The 16,626-nt window shown below is 51.1% G+C and carries 19 protein-coding genes; 6 read left to right on the top strand and 13 right to left on the bottom strand.

Going from position 1 to position 16,626, the window contains the following annotated elements:
* A partial coding sequence (locus EAO80_RS19210) for an FAD-binding oxidoreductase (protein WP_245998751.1) occupies window positions 1–246 on the bottom strand: 246 nt, incomplete at its 3' end.
* 307 nt (window positions 247–553) lie between these two features.
* Between EAO80_RS19210 and EAO80_RS19215 the strand changes: the two genes are divergently transcribed.
* The gene (locus EAO80_RS19215) at window positions 554–775 is read left to right on the top strand and encodes a YMGG-like glycine zipper-containing protein (RefSeq protein WP_122091421.1); all 222 of its coding nucleotides are present in this window, start codon (window positions 554–556) and stop codon (window positions 773–775) included.
* A gap of 83 nt (window positions 776–858) precedes the next feature.
* On the opposite strand, the gene EAO80_RS19220 is transcribed toward EAO80_RS19215, so the two are convergent.
* From EAO80_RS19220 to EAO80_RS19250, 6 genes are all read right to left on the bottom strand, one after another.
* Window positions 859–1,071 (bottom strand): hypothetical protein, encoded by a 213-nt coding sequence (locus tag EAO80_RS19220; RefSeq protein WP_122091422.1) that lies wholly within the window; start codon window positions 1,069–1,071, stop codon window positions 859–861.
* A 123-nt stretch (window positions 1,072–1,194) separates the two neighbouring features.
* Complete coding sequence (locus tag EAO80_RS19225; protein ID WP_122091423.1) at window positions 1,195–1,377, bottom strand: hypothetical protein; 183 nt, start codon at window positions 1,375–1,377, stop codon at window positions 1,195–1,197.
* 793 nt (window positions 1,378–2,170) lie between these two features.
* A complete protein-coding gene (locus EAO80_RS19235; RefSeq protein ID WP_245998753.1) occupies window positions 2,171–3,028 on the bottom strand; it encodes an MBL fold metallo-hydrolase in 858 nt (285 codons plus the stop codon).
* 108 nt (window positions 3,029–3,136) lie between these two features.
* On the bottom strand, window positions 3,137–3,613 hold the full coding sequence (locus EAO80_RS19240) for a hypothetical protein (protein WP_122091425.1): 477 nt from the start codon (window positions 3,611–3,613) through the stop codon (window positions 3,137–3,139).
* Between the two features lie 180 nt (window positions 3,614–3,793).
* A complete protein-coding gene (pheA, locus tag EAO80_RS19245; RefSeq protein WP_122091426.1) occupies window positions 3,794–4,582 on the bottom strand; it encodes a prephenate dehydratase in 789 nt (262 codons plus the stop codon).
* A gap of 759 nt (window positions 4,583–5,341) precedes the next feature.
* On the bottom strand, window positions 5,342–6,073 hold the full coding sequence (locus EAO80_RS19250) for a uroporphyrinogen-III synthase (protein ID WP_122091427.1): 732 nt from the start codon (window positions 6,071–6,073) through the stop codon (window positions 5,342–5,344).
* A gap of 93 nt (window positions 6,074–6,166) precedes the next feature.
* On the opposite strand from EAO80_RS19250, the gene EAO80_RS19255 reads away from it, so the two are divergent.
* Window positions 6,167–7,141, top strand: a complete 975-nt coding sequence (locus EAO80_RS19255) for a deoxyhypusine synthase (RefSeq protein ID WP_122091428.1) — start codon at window positions 6,167–6,169, stop codon at window positions 7,139–7,141.
* Between the two features lie 27 nt (window positions 7,142–7,168).
* Here EAO80_RS19255 and EAO80_RS20955 read toward each other — a convergent pair whose 3' ends face one another.
* Together EAO80_RS20955 and EAO80_RS19265 are read right to left on the bottom strand one after the other, a co-directional pair.
* Window positions 7,169–7,366: a MoaD/ThiS family protein gene (locus EAO80_RS20955; protein ID WP_122091429.1), complete on the bottom strand. Its 198-nt coding sequence runs from the start codon at window positions 7,364–7,366 to the stop codon at window positions 7,169–7,171.
* A gap of 154 nt (window positions 7,367–7,520) precedes the next feature.
* The gene (locus tag EAO80_RS19265; RefSeq protein ID WP_122091430.1) at window positions 7,521–8,648 is read right to left on the bottom strand and encodes an aspartate aminotransferase family protein; all 1,128 of its coding nucleotides are present in this window, start codon (window positions 8,646–8,648) and stop codon (window positions 7,521–7,523) included.
* Between the two features lie 357 nt (window positions 8,649–9,005).
* On the opposite strand from EAO80_RS19265, the gene EAO80_RS21060 reads away from it, so the two are divergent.
* Window positions 9,006–9,602: a DUF7853 family protein gene (locus EAO80_RS21060; protein ID WP_449404325.1), complete on the top strand. Its 597-nt coding sequence runs from the start codon at window positions 9,006–9,008 to the stop codon at window positions 9,600–9,602.
* A gap of 9 nt (window positions 9,603–9,611) precedes the next feature.
* Here EAO80_RS21060 and EAO80_RS19275 read toward each other — a convergent pair whose 3' ends face one another.
* From EAO80_RS19275 to EAO80_RS19285, 3 genes are all read right to left on the bottom strand, one after another.
* Window positions 9,612–10,121, bottom strand: a complete 510-nt coding sequence (locus EAO80_RS19275) for an HTH domain-containing protein (RefSeq protein ID WP_122091431.1) — start codon at window positions 10,119–10,121, stop codon at window positions 9,612–9,614.
* Window positions 10,118–10,297 carry a helix-turn-helix domain-containing protein gene (locus EAO80_RS19280; protein ID WP_211330788.1) on the bottom strand — a complete coding sequence of 60 codons (180 nt, stop codon included), beginning with the start codon at window positions 10,295–10,297 and terminating at the stop codon, window positions 10,118–10,120. The genes EAO80_RS19275 and EAO80_RS19280 overlap by 4 nt, the downstream gene beginning before the upstream one ends.
* Window positions 10,298–10,669: 372 nt before the next feature.
* Complete coding sequence (locus EAO80_RS19285) at window positions 10,670–10,951, bottom strand: ArsR family transcriptional regulator (RefSeq protein ID WP_122091433.1); 282 nt, start codon at window positions 10,949–10,951, stop codon at window positions 10,670–10,672.
* Window positions 10,952–12,470: 1,519 nt separating this feature from the next.
* Between EAO80_RS19285 and EAO80_RS19290 the strand changes: the two genes are divergently transcribed.
* From EAO80_RS19290 to EAO80_RS19300, 3 genes are all read left to right on the top strand, one after another.
* Entirely contained in the window at window positions 12,471–13,565 is a 1,095-nt protein-coding gene (locus EAO80_RS19290) for a mechanosensitive ion channel family protein (protein ID WP_122091434.1), read from the top strand.
* A gap of 148 nt (window positions 13,566–13,713) precedes the next feature.
* Window positions 13,714–14,604, top strand: coding sequence for a mechanosensitive ion channel family protein (locus EAO80_RS19295; protein WP_122091435.1), 891 nt, complete (start codon window positions 13,714–13,716; stop codon window positions 14,602–14,604).
* Window positions 14,605–14,920: 316 nt separating this feature from the next.
* Entirely contained in the window at window positions 14,921–15,649 is a 729-nt protein-coding gene (locus EAO80_RS19300) for a DUF2270 domain-containing protein (RefSeq protein ID WP_122091436.1), read from the top strand.
* A 131-nt stretch (window positions 15,650–15,780) separates the two neighbouring features.
* Here the strand turns inward: EAO80_RS19300 and EAO80_RS19305 are convergent, their stop codons facing one another.
* Window positions 15,781–16,041, bottom strand: coding sequence for a hypothetical protein (locus EAO80_RS19305; protein WP_122091437.1), 261 nt, complete (start codon window positions 16,039–16,041; stop codon window positions 15,781–15,783).
* Window positions 16,042–16,626: the final 585 nt, after the last annotated feature.

The following is a 16,626-nucleotide window of genomic DNA, read 5'->3' on the forward strand; positions in this document are numbered from 1 at the left end:
TACTGACGCGGTTCCGTCATCGTAGCGTTTGATGGCGAGTGTGATCGCAGTGTTGCCCGGCGTGTTGGTGGCCGTGTATGGCCGGACGACCTCTTGATCCTCGTCTTCATCGGTGTCGTCCTGTTCAAACTGGACTGTCGTATGCTGTCCAGGTTCGAATTCGAACGGCTCGTCGGCTTCAATGATGAACTGTTTTACTTGGGGAGTCATCTGGTGGATCGATGTGATCGTTGCTTCGAATGGCATGTAGACACAACCGGCTGCGAGTCTCCTAAGTGACCGGCTTGAGGAAAACCGTGAGAGCAGCCCAATTGAGACGATCAGATAGAATTTTCGCCTGATTATCTGCGGCGCTTACGTACGATATTTTGAGAGCGGGGCCGATCTCGCGACTGATGGCCCAGAGACAGGGAACTGCCGTATGCGGATCCCGGTAGGGCATCTTCTCAGTATTGAACCCTGCAATACGATACGGCGGTCTGTTGGGCATCAAACGCCTCGTAGCGGTCTTCGCACCGGCCAGTTTTACTCCGACGCGGTCCAACAGTACTTGATGAATGCAAAAGCCAAGCGTCGGATCAACCGGGCGAAATATGCAGCTCTTGGTGCAGCTGGCGGGGCTGCAATCGGAGGAGTGACCAGTCGAAACGCAGCACGGACAGGCGCCAGCATCGGTGCGTTCGTTGGTGCGACGGTCGGCGAAAGCAGAGCTCCAGTAAAATTCGACAAATGGCGATCAAATCGAGACAAGGATACTACAGTCTCCAGCAACTGATCTGGTAGAGCCAGTGTTGAGTGTTATCTTCTGGATGGACCCAAACATCCCGAAGTATCCCGAGAGTGGCTTGCTAAAGCGATTTAGAGATACTGTGCGCTTGCTGTCCGTTCATCCGTATCTCCTTCTTCGAGATCACGCTCGACGGAGATCACTCTTCGTGTCGGGATATCGAGTTGGCGTTCGTCGTCTGTAATTCGTATTTGGAGATAACGCTCTTGGGGCGTTATATTCGCTTCATCAGCGTGAACGGTCGCTACCTCATTAGTAGCGTCCTCGTATGTGACTTCGATCATATGGGAACGAGTCCTTTGAGACAGATCAATCATTCCGTCTCCTCACGTGGTGAACTCCTTTGTAGTGAAAGCCGCGTGCACCATCAGTAATTGGGATCTGAATGGTGTTACACGCGACCTCAATCAGGCTATCACTTCAGCTAGTTCGTTCTCGTCGAGGTCCCTGTAGTGAGCGATATCGCCGAGCAAAGCGTCGATGGTATCACACTCGTAGCACTGGCAGTCCTCATGTGTTGTGTCGATGAGTGTGCGAGCGATCAGTTGCCAGTCTTCGAACAACCATTCGTCGGGGCTTCCGGCGGGCATACGCCTGGGTGGGTCCGTCTTCTGGGATACACTCTTGGAGGGCCTAGATTAGTAGTCAAATATGAGCAGTAATCGAGTGAGTAGGACGCGTGGAAATCGACCCTTGGGGCTAAGGGCCGATGGTGACAACTGTCGACGGCAGTAGCTCGTCGACAATCGTGATACTGGGTGGCGCGATTTAACTCTAGTGTTTCGTATCAGTGGTGCCTTGTGCATGAGAGTCGCTTTAGCACCGACGTTGCACAAGGCAAGTCGCTTCTGAAATGAGGAGACTCGGTTGTTCTCAGTAGAAGACACGCTCTTCAACATTCTGTATGGTTTGCTACTGCTGCTAGTACGCTCTTTCGACAGTTCGGTGATCAAACTCACCCGGATTCCGTTCACGGAGCTTAGCGAGGAGTCGTGGGTAGTCAAAGAGCCGCAGTGCTTGGTTCTCACCGAAGAGGGCTGCAACCATGTATCGATCACCGACTGCGTAGTTCGTCGGATCGTGAAACACGAGAATGATTGTGGCGGTCGCAGGCCCAATCCTAGGCATTCAACAAAGCCGGTGATCTCAGTCCGATGAAGCAGCGATGTGAGCGGATGCTATACGGGAAAACACGATTTCTCTACTCCTGACGGCAGTACTGATACCGTCCCGGACCGTTGAACAGTCTGGTTGCTTCGTCGTCCACTGTACGGCGGACGTCGTCGCCAGCTCGCACGCGAACTTCGGTACCCCTCCTAATGTAAACCTAGAAAGATCGTCGTTGGTTGGTGCATCGTGGGAAGTCAAAGCTGGATCGGCTGCCTATGGAGCGAGCGTGAGGCCGTCTTCGGCGACGACCACGTCACCGTCGAAGACCGATTCGGCATCGCGTTGCATTACGTCGAGGTCACGGTACGGCATGATGTGCGTGAGAACGAGCGTCTGCACGCTAGCGTCCTGTGCGATCTCACCGGCGTCTGTCGCATTGCAGTGATTGGCAGTCAATGTGGACCTGTCCAGGCCTTCTTCCCCTGCTGCGTGCTGTGGCCACACGAACTGTTCGTCCGGGTTTGGAACGCGGTCTTTATCGACTGGGGCGGTGTTGCAGTCCTGAACGAGGATATCTGCGTCCTCGGCGAACTCGGCAAGCGACAGGATCTTCCGCGTATCGCCGGAGAAGACGACTGACGACCCCGTCTCGTGCTCCTCGAACCGGTAGGCGTATGTCTCGATCGAGTGCTCAACTGGCAATGCGTCGATATCCCAGCCGTCCATCTGGCGACTGAATCCGTCTGTCACGAGTTCTGTTTCGATGTTTGAGATGCCGTCCGTTGGATAGATATCTTTGCGGTACTCGATGTCTTCCTCGTAGACATCGTACAGCGCGTCGACGAGACGGTCGGTACCGTCTGGGCCGTACACTGTGAGCGATCCACGACCAGCCTCAGTCCAGCTCGTGAAGACGAAGTGGAAGAATGACGCGTTGTGATCCAGATGATGGTGGGTGAAAAACAGTGTCTCGATCTCTCCCATACCGATGTCGGCGTCCATCAGTCCGTAGACCGTCTTGGGCCCGCAGTCGATCATTACCGTGTCGTCTGCGACGTCGATCACGAGACTCGTGCCGCCACGTTCCGGGATCGGAACAGGACTTCCAGTCCCAACTAGCGTAATTTCCATGTGAGAATATACCACGAGAGCGCATTTGTATGTTCGTGTCCCCTCCTCGTCTTCACATTCCACTAATCAGCCTCACCTCGATGGAAGCATACCACGTGGACACGTTCGTCATCTTGGAGCACGTCGTCTCCACACCCCAGCGATCAGGCCCAAAACGACGACGCCAATAAACGAGAAGGCGAGAACCACTGTTAGGACGCTCGGATCCGTAAAACTCGTCGTTGCGATAAATAATGCAATTGCTGCGTTTCGAGCGGCGGTCGTGGTCGCAAGCACCTCCCGCGTATCCTGTGTCGGCCCTCCGAAAATGTATCCAAGTAGTAACGCCGCAGCAACGAGGACAACTGAGATCAGTAATGTCCCCGTTCTGACGAGGAGAATCATCTCGTCAATGTACACAACGAGTAATAAGACGATCAAAAAGGCAAACGAGTAATTAGAGAGACGCTGTATCGGCGGATACAGACGGTCAGCGAGAGACGGAAAGCGGACATCAACCGCGAACCCAAAGACGAGGGGGGCGAGTTGGACAGCAAAAACGAGCCAGGCGATGCCAAGCGGGTCTGGAGCTACGTTTCCGGGCATAAGTAGTGCGACTGTTATGGGGATTGTCACGACTGAGATGAGCGCGAATGCTGCAGGAAATCGGGATCCAATTTGCGAAGGTGGTGATCGATCAGAACAGGGAACAGACTGGCTGATCCAACGGCCAAACTACCTTAAATCAAACACAGAATACGCTTCGAAACGCGCTTTACAATTCCGCTATGGATGATTCGCACTGAGATACGAACCTAAGATGTCCACTGTAGCGTACGTCTCTAGGCACTGACGGGCCTTCCCGAACGCTTCGCTCTCTCGATCGGTTTCGGCCTCGATATAGAAGTAATAGTCGCCGAGTTCGCGTTTTGTTGGCCTCGATTGAATGTACGAAAGATTGATTCCATGACCGCTGAAACAGCCGAGGATGCTGTGGAGCAGGCCTGGACGATCTTCACTGGGGTCAAGTGTCAGTGACGTCTTGTCCTTCTCTTCGTTCGTCGGTCCGTTCAAGATCAGGAATCGGGTGGCATTCGATTTCGTATCCTGGACGCCCTCCCCGAGTACGTTCAACCCGTGAACCGTCCCAGCAAGCGCTGATGCGATTGCGGCCTCGTTCGGCCCGACTTCACTTGCTGCTTTCGCTGTCGAGGCTGCTTCGACAGTCTCCCAGCCGTGTTCACGAATGAGCGATCCACACTGGGTGAGCGCCTGAGGATGGGATCGTACTCGTTCGATCGCCTCGAGGTTACTCTCTCTGGAGAGCAGACAGTGGTTGATTTGGAGGATCTGCTCCCCACTGATGGTCACGTCTCGCTCCCAAAGCAGATCGATCATTCCTTCGACGCCGCCGCCGAGGGAGTTCTCAAAGGCAATGATCGCGGTTTCGATGTCCGAGTCAAAGATGTCTGTAATTGTCGAATAGAAAGTTGGTGTGTAGTCGTAATCGGAAAAGTATTGGTCCGCTGCACGGTGGGTATACGTTCCTTCGGGACCGAGTAGTGCGATTTCCATAGTGGTCTCTATCCGAGTCAAGACAGTGGATGTAAATATGTTTCCGGAATCATGGCTACTCGATCAATCCTCTATCTTCGCTTTACCACATGTGGTAAAATGCCGTTCTTGAAACTCTATCCGGCTATTGCGTATGCTTACTGACCAGCTGATCGCCGTTTTCGGCGCGAACCAAACGACGTCAACATGGTAAACACATCCTCTCTATGCAGCACCTCGTTTCTATCACATTCTGATGCTCTCAACGGAGCTACTGATTTTACCATCTGCGACTGTACGCACGGACTACCATCTCTTGACGCGGTCAGCCTTGTGCAACAAATCGCTTCTTGGATGTGAGATGTTGCACAAGGTAAATCCTCTTTGAGAAGCGACTATCTCTGTTGGTCCTAATCAACGGATATGCTCCTCACCAGCGGCCGACATCGTACGTATCTCGATACTGCTGGTAGTACGCTTTCTCAACAGTTCGGAGATCGAACCCACTCGGATTCCGTTCACGGAGCTTAGCGAGGAGTCGCGGGTAGTCAGAGAACCGTAGTGCTTGGTTCCGAGAGGTGTTTAAAGTGATCGACGATGCGTTCAGTAGCCTTATCGACCATAGCTTTCATTTCTTCGAGCGATTGCTCCAGTGGATTGTCGGTCGGCATCATCTCTTATCGGAAAATCAGTTGAGAAGTTTTTTTTAAGACTACTAGATAGAGCTATCGAATAATGATCCGAAGAGCGGATTCTGAAGGAGTCCTTATTCTATGACGGCTAAGCATCTACAATCTCCTGGACAGTACGTCTGGCTAATTGCGCGAAATCTACTAACTCTGGTTTGATATCGGCCTCGAGCCCTGTGTCACGTATTGCCCGTTCTGTTGGGGTACCGATCGCACCGATAATGGTTTCCTCTACCCCCTGTTTGAGTGCCGCCACATTGTCTTCCTCCTCGGCGATCTCGAAGAAATGATCCACTATCCTTGGTGACGTGAATAGTATCCCATCTAACTGACCGTCGATAGCAAGTGAAACTGACCGACCAGCGGTTTTCGGCCGATCCAATCGATACAACTGCGTTTCATGGACATCGGCACCGGCTGCTTCCAATCCTTTGACCAGTACATCACTACCATGCGCGCTACGAGCAATCTCGATAGTGTCTCCTTCAACCTCAGCAGAAAGTTCCCTAACGAGACCTGTGGACGTAAAGGTCGATGGAACAATATCAACTGAAAAGCCACTATCCCGTAATGCCGAAGCTGTTTGGTTACCAACAGCACACACTGTCTCTTCATCTGGATACCACCCGTGCTCCACAGCGAGTTCGACTCCGGTCGTACTAGTAAAAATACAATAATCTGCCCGTTGAGGCCTCTGTCCCGTCGGACAGAGAGTCAGCATTGGATCTGCGACTGGCGAGACATCCAGTGATTGAAGATACCGGACGGCCTCGTCGATACGAGTATCGTCTGGGCGAAGGACGGCCACTTGCGGCTTGGGCATAGTGAATGATCTGTCGCTGATAGACTTGGATATACCGGGAGTGAAGCGATGGATTCCGAGCTATTCAAACCTCCCGTCAGATTATCTAATCGTATGGACAACGATGACTCTCGCGATCATGTCGTCCCAGGGAGTGACGAAGAACTCGATACACCTGACGTTCGTGGCTACGACTTTCGTGGAGAGTTCGACTTTCAAGAGATGCTCGACTCCTACGCGACGACGGGGTTCCAAGCGACACAACTCGCAGAGGCTATCGATATCGCCGAACGCATGCAGGAGGCAGACGCTACTGTCTATCTCACGTTTACCTCGAATATCATCTCGTCAGGGCTGCGCGAGACGGTCGCGTATCTCGTTCGAGAAGGGTACGTGGACGTTCTCATCACGACATCCGGGTCGCTGACCGAGGATGTCATCAAGACAGCGAAACCGTTCAAGATGGGAGACTGGGATGCAGACGAAGCATCGCTTCGGGAGCAAGGTATCAACCGGCTCGGGAATCTCTTCGTCCCTTCTGATCGATACGTGTGGTTAGAGAAGTATCTCTATGACTTCTTCGACGATTTCTTTGCGGACGAAAAGATTCGGACCCCGACGGCCTTTGCACGTGAGTTAGGCGAGACACTCGACGACGATGACTCGGTATTGAAGCAGGCAGCCGATAACGACGTGCCAATATACTGTCCAGCGCTGACGGACGCCGAAGTCGGGAATTTCCTCTACTACTATCGACAGAGCTACGACTCGGAAGTTGGGATCGAGATTCTGGACGATTATGATTCGCTCATCGAGGACGGGTTGCTTGCAGACACGACAGGGCTCATTGCGGTCGGTGGTGGTGTACCGAAACACCACGCGATTATGACGAACCTTTTCCGGGGTGGGGCGGACTACGTTGTCTACATCTCAACAGGGATGGAAGGGGATGGATCATTATCTGGAGCGCCGCCAAACGAGGCCGTTTCATGGGGCAAAATTAAGCAAAAGCGAACGAATTACACGCAAGTCGAGGCAGAGGCGACGCTTGTCTTACCACTTCTTGTAGCTGGAGCATTCAAACAGTAGCAAGTGCCAAGAATTGGCTCATAATCATCAAATACGAAGTGAAAATGAGCCACCGCTGACAGGCGGAAACAATGCAAGTTCATCGCTGTCTTTGATTTTACTGACAAGATCAGAGTCTTCCGTGTACACGTTTTTGCCATTCTGGAGTATGTTTATGCGATTCCTGAGTTCACCGTTGTGATCCATGGTTCGCCCACGGAATTTAATATTTGTCAAGTAGTTCATCGGGAGCGTCGCCAGCAGTCTAAGTTGAATTTGGGTTATAGTCTATTATCACTTGATGGGCGTCTGTGATCCCATCCAGGTCCTTGAACAGCTTCTATCTTATATTCTATGCTACTAGTGTCATCACCTACAATACTAATTTCTATCTGTGGTATCATTCAACTATTTCCCCAAGTGCATCTACGACGCGGTCGGCCTGGTTTTTATTGATAATGAGTGGCGGTAGGAGGCGTACAACAGTCCTTCCTGCAGGGAGTGCGAGAATACGATGGTTCATCGCTAATTCCTGTAAGATACGGTTTGCGCCCCGTTTAACCTCAATACCCACCATCAACCCCTCGCCGCGGATATCCCGCACCCGGTTATCGAGTTCTACCTCTAACTGCTTCTGCAGGTACGTTCCGATCTCAGCAGCATGAACTGGGAAATGTTCCTCAGTAATCGTCGATATTGTCGCTTCGGCTGCCGCTGAGATAAGAGGGTTACCGCTGAATGTCGATGCATGGTCCCCATATTCCTCTGCAATCCAGTCGCGGCACATTGTCGCACCGATGGGTAATCCGTTTCCAAGTCCCTTTGCACTCGTGAGTATGTCTGGCACAACGTCTACATGCTCACAGGCCCAGAGCTTGCCTGTCCGACCTAATCCTGTTTGAACCTCATCCAGAATTAGTGCTGCCCCAGCCTCTGTGGTCAGCTCACGGATCATTTTCATGAAATTGGTAGAGGCAGGGTTGATACCGCCCTCGCCTTGGATGGGTTCGACTATGACAGCCGCTGTATCGTCATCGACTGCCTTTGCCATTGCGTCAGCATCATTATATTGGACGAACTCTACGTTCTCAAGAAGCGGCTTGTAAGGGTCCCTGTATTTCTCCTTCCACGTAGCTGAAAGTGCTCCCATTGTACGGCCATGGAACCCCTGTACTGTAGCGATAATTTTTGTATCGCCAGTAGCTGCACGAGCAAACTTCAGTGCAGACTCGTTGGCCTCAGTCCCGGAATTACAGAGCCAAACCTTTCCGATATCACCGGGCGCTACGTGTCCCAATGTCTCGTAGAGCTGACTTCGCACTGCAACAGGATATGATCCTTGCACATAGGTCAGGTCCGAAAGCTGGGTTGTGATGGCATCCGTAACCCTATCGTGGCCGTGACCCAACGGGACGCAAGCGTAGCTCGCACCCATATCGAGGTATTCGGTTCCATTGTCATCGTAGAGATACGGACCATTGCCTTCGACGATCTCGATAGGTTTCTCAGAATATACGAATTCACTCATTCTTAGCTATCACTGGTAGTACTCGGAAACATGCTGGGAAATATCTGTCCTACTCTACCCCGGATAATTACGACCAGACAATCCGTATTTGCTTCCTCAATGAGACCGTTAATTGATTTTCTGAAACGCTTTGATGGCATCTATCAGTGACTGCAGACATCAAATCCCGAATACAGTGTCTGAGAGGACGGGCTGTTTCTCGCGCGATAATTGGTAGCCCAAAACAAAAGAGGGGGCCTTGTCAACTCTGATTTGCTATTCTCCGTGTGTTGTCTGGGCTTTTAAGCGTGCAGGCGTGTATATTGCTATCAAGAGACACTACTATGACACTCCGGATAAGTAGCTAGTAGAGTGATAATGTCATCCTCATCCGAGAAGAAACAACCCCTATCGTTACGACGAGACGAGCAGTGGACGCTCCATCACGTATTGCTTCATCGGCTTGAACAAGGTTTCTCCGATCCAAATAGTGCGCCTCCACCCGCTGATGTATTTTGGTCGTTCACTACGCTTGACTCCGGGGAGGTGTCGTTTACTGACGCCGAACTCAGAGCGATAGAGTCTGTTCTTGCAGAGTATCACCATTCTACAGGCTGGTGGGCCAGTGAGCGGTCCCGCCTCGAATCACTCCTTCACCGCGTCCCATCTGTCCGTGATACGAGCTGTCGATCCCAGGGGATGGTTCTTGATGGTCGCCTTGTCGCCGTCGATTATGAAATGGTGTATCACGAAGAGTGGATGTTTGACCCGTTGTGCTGGCGCTGGTCGAAGTTTCTCCGCCGGGATACTCCCTATACTGCTGCGACCAATCTCGAAATCAGTGAGCGCGATCATTCCGGTAGGGTATCTTCACGTCACCGAAGATTGGTTGAGGAGATGCACTACTCAACAATACTGTCGCGTAGATCGATTAAAAATCTGGGACGGAAACCAAAGCGGAGAGCTCGTCATTAGCTACAGCTATCAATGCGAGTATGTACCCGTTGCCGTTGGCTTCTCGCTTGATGCGACCTCTATCTGCTCTCCAGCTGGTTTTTTTGCTTCGAGCGCAGCAAGTCCATCGTGGACCGTATGAACTTCTTCGCTAGTCCTATGCGGATAGATCGCCTGGGTCGTTGTATCGTTATAGATCACCAGACAGAGTAGCGGTAGTGTGGTGTAGGTGCCATTTTCGGTGTTGCCATCATCACTTGATTTGGTGTCAGAGCGCCCAAAAGCGGGACCAAGGGTACAATTATGGGTTTCTTCCCATTGTTCGAACTCGGAGAGTAGTTTCTGTGTCTCGGTGGGATCTCGATCGTTCGAAATGGACATTCCCATCGACGATCCCCACGTGTCGATATCAAGGTCAGCGATTATTCCTTCCGTCTTGAACTCTTGAAGCTGGTCGATAACGTCGGATTGGACTGGACTGATTCCTTTAGGAACGAGTGTTCGCAGCCGTACGACGGCACGAGGCACAGTAGCGGTCATGATGTTATCTCGCTTATCGAGTGGTTCTGACAGCTGTATCTGCCCTCGGACTGGGTGACGAGATCCGCGGCGATGAGGGTATTCAAGACTGGGTACAGCGTCAGCTTCTCCAAGTCAAGCGCTGCGTGGAGTTCGTCGATCGTTGCCGGCTCACTGTTTGATAAGTACACGTACACGAGCTTCGAGGTACTTGAGTCCAGATTAGGTGGTACTGATTCGATAGTCGCTTCGGACTGGTTGGAAATGGGTTGTTGGGAATTCATGGCGTTGGGATTTGGGTGGCGTTGTACGGCTGGTTCGACGGGATTGGGTACTACCCCCGTCTTGACTATACTCTTGAGCGATGATCACTTAGAGTCTTATAATATCCAACATTATGGGAAAAGAGCAGTCAGCTACGCTCCGGAGAGAGCAATAGCGTTTGGAAGACACTGTAGTGTCCTTTTTCAGTACGATGGTTATAACGACGACTCTGAACTACTCAACCCAGCAAATTCTCGTAGTCAGCTCCTCATAGACATTGGTTGACCTTATCGGCGTCTATACGCTCAGTACTCTTCAACAACTGTGTGCCCTTCTTCAGTCAGCGTGTAGAGTGTCGCTGGAATCCCGGTCTCATGTTCGCCAACGTACTGAGTTCCCACAGGCGTGATGAGATCCCATGAGTCAAGAATCGAGAGCTGGTAGTGTTTGCTTCCGTCCGGAATCTCAGCATAGTCTCGAATCTTGCTTGAACGCAGTTCATCGTGTTCAGCAAGGGCTTCGAGGATCCGATAGCGATCGTCTGTCAGCGCCGCCTGAAGTTCTTTCTCGGTCGTCGGTTTTTGCATATTGATGTATTCATGACGATGTGTTCGGATTCGGTCCCTTTTAGCAGATAACGTACGCTAATGCAATCAATATTTCTCTATTAATTGTGTAGATAGCTATGTCTACAATTACAATTAGAAGTGCGATGGCAGTGATCCGAGTAGCACGATGATGCGATATCATATCATATTATATCTTTGCAGAAAATTTCACGAATACACAGGCCACGGGCTCAGCCGTTCAGGAAAACGTCACGATCGAAGTGGTTAACAATTGGATCCGAAGTATCACCGCAGACACTCAGCCACCGGACGGTCCTCACGTCGACGCTTCCGGTCTCACCCTCATCCCCGGTCTCTGGGACACCCATGTCCATCAAACATACGCCGCACGATTTTTCGGAGATCGGGAGGACGCGTCAATCTCGCATACGGGATCACCTCAACGGTGTCGGCCGGCGATTACGTCTATCGTGCTATCGAAGAACGTGAAGCGATCGAGTCGGGTAACCGTCTCGGACCGCGCTTTTTCGCGACTGGCGAAGCATTCGATGGCTCCCGCGTCTACTCCATTACACGACCGATTACGAGCCCCGAACAAATTCCGCTGGAGATGACTCGAGCCCGAGAACTCGACTTCGACTACCTGAAAACGTATGTCCGTTTGGACGGCGAACGAATGACCGAAATCGCGGAGTACGCTCACGAAGAATTCGGGGTACCAACTGGCTCGCACTCCTTTTCGCCAGGGATCTTTATCGGTCAAGACGGGACAACCCATCTTTCCGGGACACAACGGCTCGGATACGCTCGAACGGAATCCGAGACGATCCGGACCTATGATGACGTTCTCGAGCTATATGGACAGGGGGAGCGTTCAGTCCATACAACCCTCTTCAATTCGGACTTCATCCTCGCCGATGAACTAACGAATGACCCTCGGGCGGTCTCTTCATCCGAAGTACCAGTATTGCCAGTGTCGGTGTCGTCGGATCCTGGTTCGGGATCGCCGTCTATTACGATTCGCTTAGACCATGTATTGAACCGACATTGTCGTCAAGCTCGTAAATTGAGTTGACAGTGGGTGAGAGTCCGTTTTTCTCATAACAGTCGTAGAGAGCTGATAGGAAATCGTGTTCAGGACACACTACTTGGAACTTCCATAACTCACTACTGGTTTGTACAGTGGTAGTTGCGCCGTCCTTCATGAGACCATTATATCCTACCCTTGTGGTTCGACAAATCGTTAGGTGGCAAGAGTGGTATACATTGACCGATCAGATGCGACGCTATATATTGAAAATTCTATAAAATATTTACGTAGAACTAACCACTACCAACAATTGTATTCGTTTCGAAGAGAGTAGTATACTATTTCCATCACAATACATGACTAGAACTAGCGATTCTCTAATTATAATTAGCCATAGTTATAATACACGTCTCATCTGAACTTTCAATACCTTTACTTGGTCGGTATTGGACATGGGTAGTACATCCAGTGACTGATAGTGTCTGGATGTGACAAGATAGAACACTCATGAGATCACAAGCACAACCCCTTATCGAAACAGCGCTTCAAGTACAGGTTCCAGGTTTCCTCCAGGAAACCATCGCAAACATTATTGCGTTTATCCCTGCGATCATTGGCGCCGTTATCATCCTCCTGATCGGCTGGATCCTTGGCCGCATTCTTGGAGGGATTACCACTCGAGTCCTCGAAAAAATCGGACTCTCTGATCACACTCGGCAAACGCCCCTCGGAAGCGAGACTGATCCTGATGGCGGTATCGCTAGCGCAGTTGGCACGCTCGTCTCATATATCGTGTACTTCTACGCTGCACTCGCTGCAGCGGATGTACTCGGTATCGCCATTCTCTCCGAATCGCTCTCAGAGATCGGTGCATTCCTTCCGGTCCTCTTCTCGGCTGCGATTATCCTTATTATCGGCTTCATCGTTGGACGTAAACTCGGCGATATTATCGCCGACATCGTTGGAGGATTTAGACTCACTACGTATGTCCAAGGTACTCCCTTAGAAGGTATTACTACCTCTGCTGGTGGTATCGGGAACGCTACTGGAAAGCTCGTTGAGTACGCTGTGTACTTTTTCACGTTGTTGACAGCAGCGGACACGCTCGGTATCACCGCCCTTTCACAGTTGCTGAACGACTTTGCAGCGTTCGTTCCTGCGTTGATCGGAGGCCTGCTCGTGTTAGTTGTTGGTGTCTTCGTTGCGGATGCCCTCGAAGACATCGTTGCGAGTGTTGATGCGAGCCGGCTGACGACATTAGCCGGACTCGGTGTGAAACTATTCGTCTACTACATCACGATCACGATCGCGCTGGATACGATCGGATTTAGCACGGCTGTATTGACGACATTCTTCACGGCAGCAGTGACGGCGCTGTTCGGTGCACTTGGTGTGGCACTGGCACTGGCAATTGCAATTGGTGTAGGCTGGGGAAGCAAAGACTACGTCGCAGAGAATATCGATGATTGGATGGCCAGTGCACGCCGAAGTGTCTCGGGACTTAATGAAGAGTCATCTACTCGAGCAAACTCGGGACTTGGTGAGGATACACACACTCGGTCACGTGACGACTTCGACTCATCGGATCCAACTAACGATTGAGGTAGTCCTCTCGCCGTTGAGGCCTTTTTCATTTTTATCGATTTTGGATAATAGTAGAAAGGTCTCTGATCGTTATGACATACTAATGGGTTGGCACTGACTCCTAAAGGGAAGCAACTTTGTGAGGGGATGAAAACCTTGTGCTGAGATGGAACGGATACTCCTTCAAACAGGGTTTCCAACCAGCATTGATCAATTCGTAGCTCAATACGGGACCGCGATCATTAGCACGCTTACGACGATCGTCCTGTTCGGGGTCGCATTCATTGCTGCCTACTATATTGGAAAGACAGTCCTTCTTCATGCAACAGAACGCTCGCTACGCGCTCGTGGGTTCAAAGAGGGGGTAATCAGTCTCGCCCTCAGTGTCGTAAGTATTCTCGTGTTGGCCGGCGCAGTCGCAGTTGCTGCGACGGTTGCTGGATTTGGGACAGTCTTAGCGGCGTTTGCTACACTCGGTGGTGCATTGGCCCTCGGGATTAGCTTTGCCGCCCAAGACCTGATCAGCAATTTTGTTGCAGGTATCTTCATCATCAAAGACGAACCGTTTCGAGTCGGTGATTGGATTCAATGGGACGGTAATGAGGGAGTCGTTCGGGAGATCAAACTTCGCGTGACACGGATCGAGACCTTTGATAACGAGCTGGTGACGGTCCCAAATAGCCAGTTGGCAAACGCGGTGCTCGTAAACCCAGTTGCGAACAAGACGTTGCGTATCTCCTATGATTTTGGAATTGGATATGATGACGATATTGAACAGGCTCGAGCTGCGATTCTTGCAGCTGCACGGACTATCGACGATGTGCTGAGTGATCCAGAGCCCACGGCTCCGGTAACGGATTTAGGCGATTCAGCAGTGATTTTGACTGGACGAGTTTGGATCAATCCCCAACAGTCGAGTGCAGTGGCTGTGAGAACTGCTTTTATCGAAGCAGTGAAAAAGCAATTTGATTCAGCTGAGGTTGACATGCCTTACCCACATACGACACTTGAAGGGGACGTCGAACTCAACGGCTCTAACACTTCAAGCGTCGCATAGGTTAGCAGATCCTCAGCTGTTTCTCTATAGTAGTACTGGGAGATAAGCAGTGTAAATACATAACGTAGCAGACATATATCTTAGAACAGTACTCATTACACCCCCTGTATAATTGATTTTTCAATGCCACATCTTATTTATGAATATAGTTTAATATTATCACTGGTATCAGATTGGTCGATGGGAATTGTCCGGATTATGTACTATCAATTACTATTCGGCTTTACCTCGCCGAACGACCGTCCTTGGTACTTAATCGGCTGTAGAACGAGACTATTTGGTACTAACTATCATTCTCTATCCGAGGAACCTACTAATGAGCGATAACGACGATCAGGAATTCGATCCCGAAGCGCGTGACCAGCGTGAAATTGGACGAGAAATGGTTGATGAAAGTACTGGTCTTGGATCAGTGATGGCACATGCCTACCGAGGCGAATTATCTCAAGCGACTACTTGGCGACAGCGACTTGATCAGACGACCACATGGTCGGTTACAATCATTGCTGCACTTCTGACGTGGGCATTCTCAACTGCAGACAATCCACACTATATTCTCTTGATTGGGATGATTATCGTCGCCATCTTCGTCGGTATTGAAGCGAGGCGGTACCGTGACTATGACGTGTATCGCTCGCGTATTCGCCTCCTCCAGCAGAATCTCCTTGCGAACGCTCTTGATCCGTCCCAAGGTGTCGTACATCGCAACTGGCGTGCAGAACTCAGTCACGATTATCGGGCGCCGACATTGAAAGTCTCCCTCGGTGAGGCACTCGCGAATCGACTCCGGCGTGTCTACCTTCCGTTGCTCGGTATCTTATTTGCGGCATGGCTCTTCCGAATCACAGCATTCACGCCGAGACAAGAGTGGCTCGCTAGCGCTAGCATCGCTATCGTTCCTGGAAGCGTGGTACTGAGTGTCATTATACTCTTCTATGGTGTTGCACTTGCAGTTGCAGTTTGGCCACGGGAACGGCGTGCGAAGGGCGAATTCCGTGAAGGAGATCCTGATGCGTGGAAAGACGATCAGGCTGACGAAGAATAGACAGTGTTGTCCCTATATTTAGTTCTGGATTGGTCACTGTACGCATAAGCAGCTGAAGATTTCGATAACGGGAACTATTCAGATTCCGTAGGTCAGAATTACGGTCACTACCTGTCGTCCTATTGTTTTCGTTATTCGAACGAGAGGCCGTTGTCGATCTTTTTGGTAATTCTGAGATTCTTGAGGTAATTCGCAGCACCGAGAAGGGTCGGTGCCCACAGACCGACGAAGAGACCCTGTACTTTGTCTTCCTTGAGATAGAACTGATACCAGGAGAAAGCAACCGATGCGACCGCCGCAAGCACTATCGGTTCGGACATCGGATCGAATGCTTTCTGAGCACTCTCTTTTGGTTCCGCTAGCTCGTTATCGTCGTTGGTGAGTTCTCCCATTGCACTTGGACAGAGGCCCCGTCTATCCATAGTGTCACTGCAAGACACAGTGAGCCGTTCTTGTGGTTAGGACTGTGACAGATACGATAATTGGAGACCTGGGAGGAAGGTAGTGTTGCACAAGATAGGACGCAAGTATCTACCTTATCACACCCGAGGCGAACACGCTCTCGTGGCGACGGGTTCGCGATCTACTCGATGAGCTCGAAGATTTGGACGTACTCGACCAGCGACGCAAAGCAGCCGGAGAAGTTCAACACTGAACTCGCGGAATTCGTGGCACGGGTCGCGGAGGGAACCCACGGCGGCTGACTGAGATATGCAGTTGGTTTAGCACGACCTACTCAAAGCCGCTGTGCTGAATGTCCCCTCTGTATGTAGCAGTTAGTGCCGTCTGCAGTTTCCAGTCAGAATAGATGAGGCACCTGGTATGGAGAGATGCGAACTAAACGGGAACTCCTCTAGGCTACAGTAGTTCGTCGTCGGTGAGGATACGCTACTTCCCAGAGGTGGTCGTCAGGATCGGCAAAGTAGCCGGAATAGCCGCCCCAGAAGGCCTCCTGAGCCGGTTTTACGATGCGTCCG

It is taken from the genome of Halalkalicoccus subterraneus, from assembly GCF_003697815.1.
Taxonomy (GTDB): domain Archaea; phylum Halobacteriota; class Halobacteria; order Halobacteriales; family Halalkalicoccaceae; genus Halalkalicoccus; species Halalkalicoccus subterraneus.